The sequence below is a fragment of the Pseudomonas sp. HY2-MNA-CIBAN-0224 genome (assembly GCF_040310285.1).
In the GTDB taxonomy this organism is placed as follows: domain Bacteria; phylum Pseudomonadota; class Gammaproteobacteria; order Pseudomonadales; family Pseudomonadaceae; genus Aquipseudomonas; species Aquipseudomonas helleri.
In genome coordinates this window covers 1-8,616 of record NZ_JBEOPQ010000106.1, presented here as the reverse complement: position 1 = coordinate 8,616, position 8,616 = coordinate 1, and the positions used below count along the sequence as shown (strand labels likewise).

Annotated in this window: 6 protein-coding genes; 5 read left to right on the top strand and 1 reads right to left on the bottom strand. The window is 60.4% G+C overall.

Annotation, left to right across the window (positions count from 1 at the left end):
* Positions 1-64 precede the first annotated feature (64 nt).
* Entirely contained in the window at positions 65-769 is a 705-nt protein-coding gene (gene treR, locus AAEZ03_RS25165) for a trehalose operon repressor (RefSeq protein ID WP_048367036.1), read from the bottom strand.
* Between the two features lie 288 nt (positions 770-1,057).
* On the opposite strand from treR, the gene treP reads away from it, so the two are divergent.
* The 5 genes from treP to AAEZ03_RS25140 all read left to right on the top strand — a co-directional run bounded on the left by treP (position 1,058) and on the right by AAEZ03_RS25140 (position 8,465).
* A complete protein-coding gene (gene treP / locus AAEZ03_RS25160; RefSeq protein ID WP_153336740.1) occupies positions 1,058-2,500 on the top strand; it encodes a PTS system trehalose-specific EIIBC component in 1,443 nt (480 codons plus the stop codon).
* Positions 2,501-2,580: 80 nt separating this feature from the next.
* Positions 2,581-4,230 (top strand): alpha,alpha-phosphotrehalase, encoded by a 1,650-nt coding sequence (treC, locus tag AAEZ03_RS25155; protein ID WP_350582346.1) that lies wholly within the window; start codon positions 2,581-2,583, stop codon positions 4,228-4,230.
* 115 nt (positions 4,231-4,345) lie between these two features.
* The gene (locus AAEZ03_RS25150) at positions 4,346-5,569 is read left to right on the top strand and encodes a maltoporin (protein ID WP_048367031.1); all 1,224 of its coding nucleotides are present in this window, start codon (positions 4,346-4,348) and stop codon (positions 5,567-5,569) included.
* 59 nt (positions 5,570-5,628) lie between these two features.
* Positions 5,629-8,184, top strand: a complete 2,556-nt coding sequence (ptsP, locus tag AAEZ03_RS25145; protein WP_350582343.1) for a phosphoenolpyruvate--protein phosphotransferase — start codon at positions 5,629-5,631, stop codon at positions 8,182-8,184.
* A gap of 2 nt (positions 8,185-8,186) precedes the next feature.
* A complete protein-coding gene (locus tag AAEZ03_RS25140) occupies positions 8,187-8,465 on the top strand; it encodes a PTS sugar transporter subunit IIB (RefSeq protein ID WP_123751436.1) in 279 nt (92 codons plus the stop codon).
* The last annotated feature ends 151 nt before the right edge of the window (positions 8,466-8,616 follow it).

Genomic DNA, 8,616 nt, shown 5'->3' with positions numbered 1-8,616 from the left:
AGCTTGCCTCGCGATCTTTTAAAAGGTCAAAAGATCGCGAGGCAAGCTCGCTCCTACCGCGCGTTTAGCGCCGGGCAATGTCCGAAAAGTAAAACTTGTCCAACGTATGCCGCGACTCGGTGTACTCAAACTGCCGGCCGTCCTGCAGGAACGTCTGGTTGCTCACCACAATCACGTGGCTTTGCCCATCCAGATCCAGGTGCAGTTGATCATCCTTGCTGCGCGGCACCGCTTCGATGGTGCGCTGGGCAAAGCTGATCTGCAGGTTCAGGGTTTGCTCGATATACGCGTAGATCGAGTGCTGCGCTATCTCTGGCGTCAGCCCCGGAATCAACTCGCTGACGAAGCAGTTGATGTCCAGAATCACCCGCTTGCCATCAATGCGCCGCACGCGTTTGACGCGAGTGATCAGGCTGCCTGGCTCGGCGTCGATCTTGTCTGTCAGCGCGCCCTCCAGCGGGAAGTGCTCAAACTCAACCACTTCAGTGCTGACGTCATTGCCCAGGCTCGGGTAGGTTTCCTGGAAGCTGACGATACCGCCCAGCTGGAACTCAATGGGGCTGGAAGACAACACAAACGTCCCTTTGCCATGGATCTTCTGCGCAAAACCGCGTTCCTGAAGCTGCTCGATTGCCTTGCGCACAGTGCCGCGGCTGGCATCGTAGCGGGTCATCAATTCTGTTTCGGACGGCAAGCGCGCACCGCGCGCCAGGCGCTCAGTGGTGATGTTTGCAAGCAGATCGGTGTAGATCTGGCTGTATTTAGTCATAACGATGGCTCTATGCCGAAGGTGTTCAAGGCCCGAACCTTAAGGGCAGGGGGGGAGCAGCGCAAGCTCTGCGGTTGAGGCTCTGTTTTAGGAACATTCAGGCGCATTCTTCAGAGGTGGCTGATGGTGCTGATTGCCAACTACTGCACAGTAAAGCAGAGCCCACGGGTTATTTTTCAAACTCGTCTGTACCAGTTGTTGCTTTAACTCGTACAGACGAGTATTTTTCGCTTCGGCGTGCTGCCAAAACGACGCTCCATAATAAAAATTTCAAGCGGAAGACAACGCATGAGCCACGATTATTCGAAGATTGCCGGTGAGTTGCTGCAATGCCTGGGGGGTGTCGACAACCTGGAGCAAGCCGCGCACTGCGTCACCCGCCTGCGCCTCGCGCTGAAAGACCCCGGCCTGGTCGATAGCGCAACCCTCAATCAGATTGACCTGGTCAAAGGCTCTTTCTTTACCGGTGGCCTGTACCAAGTGGTCATCGGCCCCGGCGACGTCGAGAAGGTCTATGCCGCCTTGCGCGAGCAAACTGGGCTCGCCGCGTCGACCATTGCCGACGTCAAGCAAAAGGGCGCCGACAAGGCCAACGCCATGCAGCGTCTGGTGCGGGTGTTCTCTGATGTGTTCATGCCAATTCTGCCCGCGCTGATCATTGCCGGCCTGCTGATGGGGGTGAACAACCTGCTCGGCGCCAAAGGCATGTTCATAGCCGACAAAACCCTGCTCGATGCCTACCCGTCGCTGGACGGGGTGTGGAGCCTGATCAACCTGATGGCCAACACCTCGTTCGTGTTCTTGCCCGCGTTGGTGGGCTGGTCGGCGGCCAAGCGCTTTGGCGGCAGTGAAATCCTCGGCATCGTGCTCGGCCTGATGCTGGTACACCCCGACCTGCTCAACGCCTGGAACTACGGCAAGGCCGTGGCCGGGCTGGACGGTCAAAGCCTGCCGTACTTCAACATTCTGGGTGTGTTCCAGATCGAGAAGGTCGGCTATCAGGGGCAAATCCTGCCGATCCTGCTGGCTGCGTACGTGATGAGCGTGATCGAGAAATGGCTGCGCGCACGGGTGCCCAATGCCATTCAATTGCTGGTGGTGCCCATCACCACCATCGTTATTACTGGCGTGCTGGCGCTGGCGATCATCGGCCCGGTGACCCGTCACCTGGGCATCCTGATCACCGAAGGCGTGGTCATGCTGTTTGACCTGGCGCCAGTGCTCGGCGGCATGATTTTCGGCCTGTTGTACGCACCGCTGGTGATCACCGGCATGCACCACATGTTCCTCGCAGTTGACCTGCAATTGATCTCGACCCAGGGCGGCACGTTTATCTGGCCGATGATCGTGATGTCCAACCTGGCCCAGGGCAGCGCGGCGCTTGGCGTGTTCTACATGAGCCGCAACGTGCGCGAGCGCAGCATGGCGTCTACCTCGGCAGTGTCCGCGTATTTCGGCATCACTGAACCGGCGATGTTCGGGGTCAACCTGCGTTACAAATTTCCGTTCTACGCGGCCCTGATCGGCTCGGCGCTGGGCAGCATTTTCCTGTCGCTGAACAAGGTCCAGGCCTCGGCGATTGGCGTCGGTGGCTTGCCGGGCTTTATCTCGATCATTCCGCAGTACATCCCGATGTTCGTCATCGGCATGCTGGTCGCGATCATCGTGCCGTTTGTTCTGACGTGTGCGCTCAGCCTGAAAATCATCCGCCCCGGCTACCGCGTCGCCTGACCCTCGTCTGTAGTCGCTGCCGAAGGCTGCGATGGGCTGCGAAGCGGCCCCTTTTACAAAGATTATGCAAGGAGCCTCTCATGCAAGACTGGCAGCGTTCGGTGATCTATCAGATCTACCCAAAAAGTTTTCACAGCCACGCGGGTAACGCCACTGGTGACTTGTTGGGCGTGGTCGACAAACTCGATTACCTGCAATGGCTGGGCGTGGACTACCTGTGGCTGACGCCGTTTCTGCGCTCGCCGCAGCGCGACAACGGCTATGACATCAGCGACTACTACGCCATCGACCCGAGCTACGGCAGCATGGCCGATTGCGAACTGTTGATCAGCGAGGCCAAGGCCCGTGGGATCAAGCTGATGCTCGACATCGTGGTCAACCACACCTCCATCGAACACGAGTGGTTCCAGCAAGCGCGCAGCAGCCTCGACAACCCGTATCGCGACTTCTACATCTGGCGTGACCAGCCGAACAACTGGGAGTCCAAGTTCGGCGGTTCGGCCTGGGAATACGAGGCGCAAACCGGTCAGTACTACCTGCACCTGTTTGACCACACCCAGGCCGACTTGAACTGGGACAACCCCAAGGTGCGCGCCGAAGTCTACAAACTGATGAGCTTCTGGCGTGACAAGGGCGTGGGCGGCTTTCGCCTGGACGTGATCAACCTGATCTCCAAGCCTGCGCACTTCCCGGAAGACAACACTGATGGTCGGCGCTTCTACACCGACGGCCCCAACGTGCATGAATACCTGCAAGAGATGCACCGCGAAGTGTTCGCCGGGCACGATCTGGTCAGCGTTGGCGAAATGTCTTCTACCAGCCTTGAACACTGCATCCGCTACTCGCGGCCAGAGAGTAAAGAGCTGTCGATGACCTTCAACTTTCATCACTTGAAAGTGGATTACCCGAACATGCAGAAGTGGGTGCGTGCCGACTTCGACTTCCTCGCGCTCAAAGGCATTTTGTCGGACTGGCAGGTGGGCATGCAGGCCGGTGGCGGCTGGAACGCCTTGTTCTGGTGTAACCACGACCAGCCCCGTGCGGTGTCGCGCTTTGGTGATGACGGTGAGTTCCGTGTGGTCTCGGCGAAGATGCTCGCCACCGCCCTGCATTGCCTGCAAGGCACGCCGTATGTGTATCAGGGTGAAGAAATCGGCATGACCAACCCGGGTTTCGAACGCATCGAGCAATACCGCGACGTCGAAACCCTGAACATCTATCGCCTCAAGCGCGAAGCCGGGGTGTCCCACGAGGACTGCATGGCGGCGATCCTGCAAAAGTCGCGGGACAACAGCCGCACGCCGATGCAATGGAACCAGCAGGCCAATGCCGGTTTCAGCACGGCAGAGCCGTGGATCGGGATCCCTGCGAACGCTGCGCAGATCAACGTCGAAGCGCAATTGAATGACCCGGATTCGGTGCTGCATCACTACCGCCGGCTGATTGCGTTGCGTCGCGAAGAGCCGCTGCTGTCACACGGCGAATACCGCCAGTTGCTGGCCGAGCACCCGCAGGTCTGGGCGTATGTGCGCCAGGGCGAGGGTGAAAGCGTGCTGGTGCTCAACAACTTCTACGGCACCGACTGCGAGGTTGATTTGCCAGACGGCGTGATCAGCGAAGGCATGGCCCAGCGCCTGTTGATCAGCAACTACGACGACCAGCCGACGCGCACGCAGCGCATCACCTTGCGCCCCTACGAGTCGTTTGCCGTGCACCTGACAACGCAATAACCCTGTAGGAGCGAGCTTGTCTCGCGATCTTTTAAAAGATCAAAAGATCGCGAGGCAAGCTCGCTCCTACAGAGGCTTTATCGGTTTCATCACAATAAAAATAAAAAGGCCACTCATGAACACAACCCTCAATCGCAGTATTTTCACCGCTTGCGTGTGCCTGCTGGCGCCGCTTTCGGCCAACGCCCTGGAGTTCGCCGGGTACTTGCGCAGCGGCATCGGCAATTCGCTGGAAGGCGGCAAGCAGTCGTGCTTCAAGCTGCCTGGCGCCGAGGCCAAGTATCGGTTGGGCAATGAATGCGAGCAGTATGCTGAGTTGGAGTTGCGCCAGGACGTCTATAACTTTGATGACGGTTCGGTCCTCAGCGTTGACGGTATGGCCTCGCTGTACAACCAATACAACCGCCAGCTGACGTTCCAGGGCGATAACGGTTCGGCGCGCTTGCCGCAGTTGTACGCGCAGTGGTCCAACCTGCCGAGCCTCAATGGCGGCTCGGTGTGGGCCGGGCGGCGTTACTACAAGCGTAACGACATTCATATTTCCGACTTCTACTACTGGAACCAGAGCGCTACCGGCGCGGGCATCGAGGACGTATTGATCGGCGGTCTGAAGTACAGCTACGCCTTGTCGCGCAAAGACAGCCTGTATCAGGAAGACTACGTAACGCGTCACGATTTTAACGTCGCCGGGTTCAACACCAACCCCGGCGGGCAACTGGAATTCGGCCTCAGCTATCTGGAAAAACCCCAGCGCACCGACGCGCACAGTGGCTGGGCGATCACCGCGCAGCACGTCCAGAGCGAGTTTCTGGGCGGCAAAAACAAATTGGCCCTGCAATACGGCGAAGGCTCTGGCACGGGGCTGGGTTATACCGGCGATACCCGGCTGGATAACAGCAGCAAGCGTTACCGGATCGTCGAGTTTTTTGACTGGCAAGTGACCCCGCGTTTCGGCGGGCAGGTCGAGGCCGTGTATCAAAAGGACTTCCGCCCGGATGGCGGCAACCAGGAATGGCTCTCGCTGGGCGTGCGACCGACCTACGCGATCACCGAGCAGTTCAAGCTGGTGACCGAGTTTGGGCATGACCAGGTGCGTGCCCCAGACGGTACGCGCAAGCTGAGCAAGTTCACCTTTGCGCCGACCTGGTCGCCCAATGGTCCAAGCTTCTGGGCACGCCCGGAAATCCGCTTGTATTACACCTACGCGAGCTGGAACGCCGCCGCGCAACGTGCGGCCAATGAGTTTGATGCAGGCTCTGCATTGTCTGACAGCGGCGCCTTTGGCTCGGCGCGGCATGGTTCCAACGCCGGTGTACAGATCGAGTACTGGTGGAAATAAGCGACGCTGCGGGGCTCGCGCTCCATCGGCATTTAACCGAATCAACTGCAGGTGAAGTCATGGTTACAACCCAACAACTGGAACTGCTGGCGCCGTTATCGGGTGTCCTGATGCCGCTTGAGCAAGTGCCTGACCCGGTGTTCTCCAGCCGTTTGATGGGCGACGGCCTGTGCATCGACCCGACGTCGCAGGTGCTCTGCGCGCCGCTGGCCGGTGTGATCAGCAACCTGCAGCACACCGGGCATGCCGTGAGCATTACCGATGCCAGCGGAGTGCAAGTGCTGCTGCACATCGGCCTGGACACGGTAAACCTCGGCGGCCAAGGCTTCACCTGCCTGGTTGAGGAAGGCCAGCAGGTGGTGGCCGGGCAAGCGTTGATCGAGTTTGATGCCGACTACGTCGCGCAACATGCACGCAGCTTGCTCACCCTGATGCTGGTGGTCAGCGGTGAAAGCATTACCGACGTGTCGGGCAGCGAAGTGCTGGTCGAGGCTGGCCAGCCGCTGCTGCGTGTGGGCGCGGCCGCGAATGCTGCGGTGCCGCAAGCGGCCAGTCAGGGTGACACGCTGTTTTCACTGGCCATTGCGCTGCCCAACCCGAACGGCTTGCATGCCCGTCCGGCGGCGGTGTTTGCCCAGGCGGCCAAGGGTTTTGCGGCCACCATCGAGCTGCACAAACACGAGCAGCGCATCAACGCCAAATCGTTGGTCGCGATCATGACCTTGCAAACCAGCCACGGCGATGTGGTGCAGGTCAGCGCCACCGGCGAGGATGCCGAGCAAGCGATTCGTGTGCTTTCAGATCTGTTGGTGACCGGTTGCGGCGAGGCGGTGACACCCGTTGCCCAGGTTGCCACTGAAACTACGTATGCACCGGCACCTGAGCCGGTGCGGGTGGATGACACCTTGTTGCGCGGTGTCTGCGCGTCTTCCGGGGCAGTGTTTGGGCAGGTGGTGCAAATCGCCGCGCAGACCCTCGACTATCCGGAAGCTGGGGCGGGTGAAGCCTTTGAGCGGGCGCAGTTGCAACGTGCCCTGCTCGAAGCGGATACCGCCCTGGACAGCTTGGGTCGCGAGTTCAGCCAAGGCCCGCAGGGGCAAATCTTCAGTGCTCACCGCGAATTGCTGCAAGACCCAAGCCTGCTGGAGCAGGCCTACCCACTGTTGGCGTCAGGCAAAAGCGCGGCGTTCTCGTGGGCCGCTGCGGTTGAGGCGAACGAAAAGGTATTCCGCAACCTGGGCAATGCGTTTCTGGCGGAGCGGGCGCAAGACCTCGCAGATGTCGGGCTGCGCGTGCTCAAGTTGATTCTGCGGGTCGAGGACGTAGTTCAGGCGCTGCCTGACAACGCCATCTTGATCGCAGATCAACTCAGCCCTTCACAAACCGCCGGGCTCGATACAACCAAGGTGGTGGGGTTTGCCACCGTGGGCGGCGGCGCCACCAGCCATGTGGCGATTCTGGCGCGGGCCTTGGGCTTGCCGGCCATGTGCGGCTTGCCTGCGCAGGTCCTGACCCTGGCCAGCGGCACGCCGGTGTTGCTCGATGCTGAACAGGGCGAGTTGCATGTGCGCCCCAGCGAAGCGGCGGTTGCAGCGCTGACGGCCAAGCGCGAGCAGCAGCGCGTGCGCCAGGCACGGGATCTGGCGCACGCGGCGTTGAGGGCGGATACCCGCGATGGTCGGCATATCGAAGTGTCTGCCAACATCGCCTCGCTGGCCGAGGCCGAGCAGGGCATGAGCCTGGGCGGTGAAGGCGTGGGCTTGCTGCGTTCCGAGTTCTTGTACCTGGAGCGCAGCAGCGCGCCGAGCCACGACGAACAGGTCGCGACCTACAGCGCCATTGCCCGCGCGGTTGGCCCTGACTACAACCTGGTGGTGCGCACGCTGGATGTGGGCGGTGACAAACCCTTGGCCTACGTGCCGATGGAACCTGAGGCTAACCCGTTTTTAGGCATGCGCGGGGTTCGCCTGTGTCTGGAGCGTCCTGAACTGCTGCGAGAGCAGTTCAGCGCGATCCTGGCCAGTGCCGACCTGACCCGCCTGCACATCATGTTGCCGATGGTCACTCAGGTGTCTGAGTTGCGCCTCGCCCGCCAGTTGCTCGAAGAGCAAGCGCAACGCCTGGGCATTACCCGGATGCCCAAGCTTGGGATCATGATTGAAGTTCCGGCGGCCGCGCTGATGGCTGACGTGTTCGCCCCTGAAGTCGACTTCTTCTCGATTGGCACCAATGACCTGACCCAATACACCTTGGCGATGGACCGCGACCACCCGCGTCTGGCCAGCCAGGCCGACAGTTTTCACCCGGCGGTACTGCGCCTGATCGCCACGACCGTCAAGGCCGCGCATGCCCACGGCAAGTGGGTGGGCGTGTGCGGCGCGCTGGCGTCCGAGTCGTTGGCGGTGCCGCTGCTGGTGGGATTGGGCGTGGACGAGTTATCGGTGAGCGTGCCGTTGATCCCGACTATTAAAGCGCGGGTTCGTGAGCTGGAATTCAAGGACTGCCAAGTGTTGGCGCAGCAGGTGTTGGGGCTGGAAAGTGCAGAGCAGGTGCGTGCCGCCTTGCAGCCGTCACACGCGGCTAACGTTGCTCATTCATTGGTGCTGGAGAACTGAACATGTTTGCAAAATTGCAGCAGGCTTTTTGGAAAGCACTGACCCCGGACCTGGTGGCGGATGAGCCCGCCCCCAATGTGTCGACGCTGGCGAGCGCGGTGGTCGCGGCCCTTGGCGGCGCCAGCAACCTCAAGTCCGAGCAGCGCGTGGCGTTGACCCGCATCCGTGTGGAGTTGAACGACACGTCACGTGTTGACCCTCACGCTCTGCGACTGGCGGGTGTGCCGGGGGTGATGACCCTGGCGGGCGGTGTGGTGCATTTGGTGGGCGTTAACGACTGAAAACTGCCCTCTCCCTAACCCTCTCCCGGAGGGAGAGGGGACTGACCGAGTTGTTCCACAAGATGCATCGACCTGTGTGGTGGTCTAATTTCCCCGGACACCTCGATAGGTGGAAAATACATCTATCGAGGAACTCTCCATGACTAAAAAA

What these genes read in the sequence shown, in the direction of transcription:
- AAEZ03_RS25150 (WP_048367031.1), top strand. Translation starts at nt 4,346, where the DNA reads ATGAACACAACCCTCAATCGCAGTATTTTCACCGCTTGCGTGTGCCTG.
- treR (WP_048367036.1), bottom strand. Translation starts at nt 769, where the DNA reads ATGACTAAATACAGCCAGATCTACACCGATCTGCTTGCAAACATCACC.
- treC (WP_350582346.1), top strand. Translation starts at nt 2,581, where the DNA reads ATGCAAGACTGGCAGCGTTCGGTGATCTATCAGATCTACCCAAAAAGT.
- AAEZ03_RS25140 (WP_123751436.1), top strand. Translation starts at nt 8,187, where the DNA reads ATGTTTGCAAAATTGCAGCAGGCTTTTTGGAAAGCACTGACCCCGGAC.
- ptsP (WP_350582343.1), top strand. Translation starts at nt 5,629, where the DNA reads ATGGTTACAACCCAACAACTGGAACTGCTGGCGCCGTTATCGGGTGTC.
- treP (WP_153336740.1), top strand. Translation starts at nt 1,058, where the DNA reads ATGAGCCACGATTATTCGAAGATTGCCGGTGAGTTGCTGCAATGCCTG.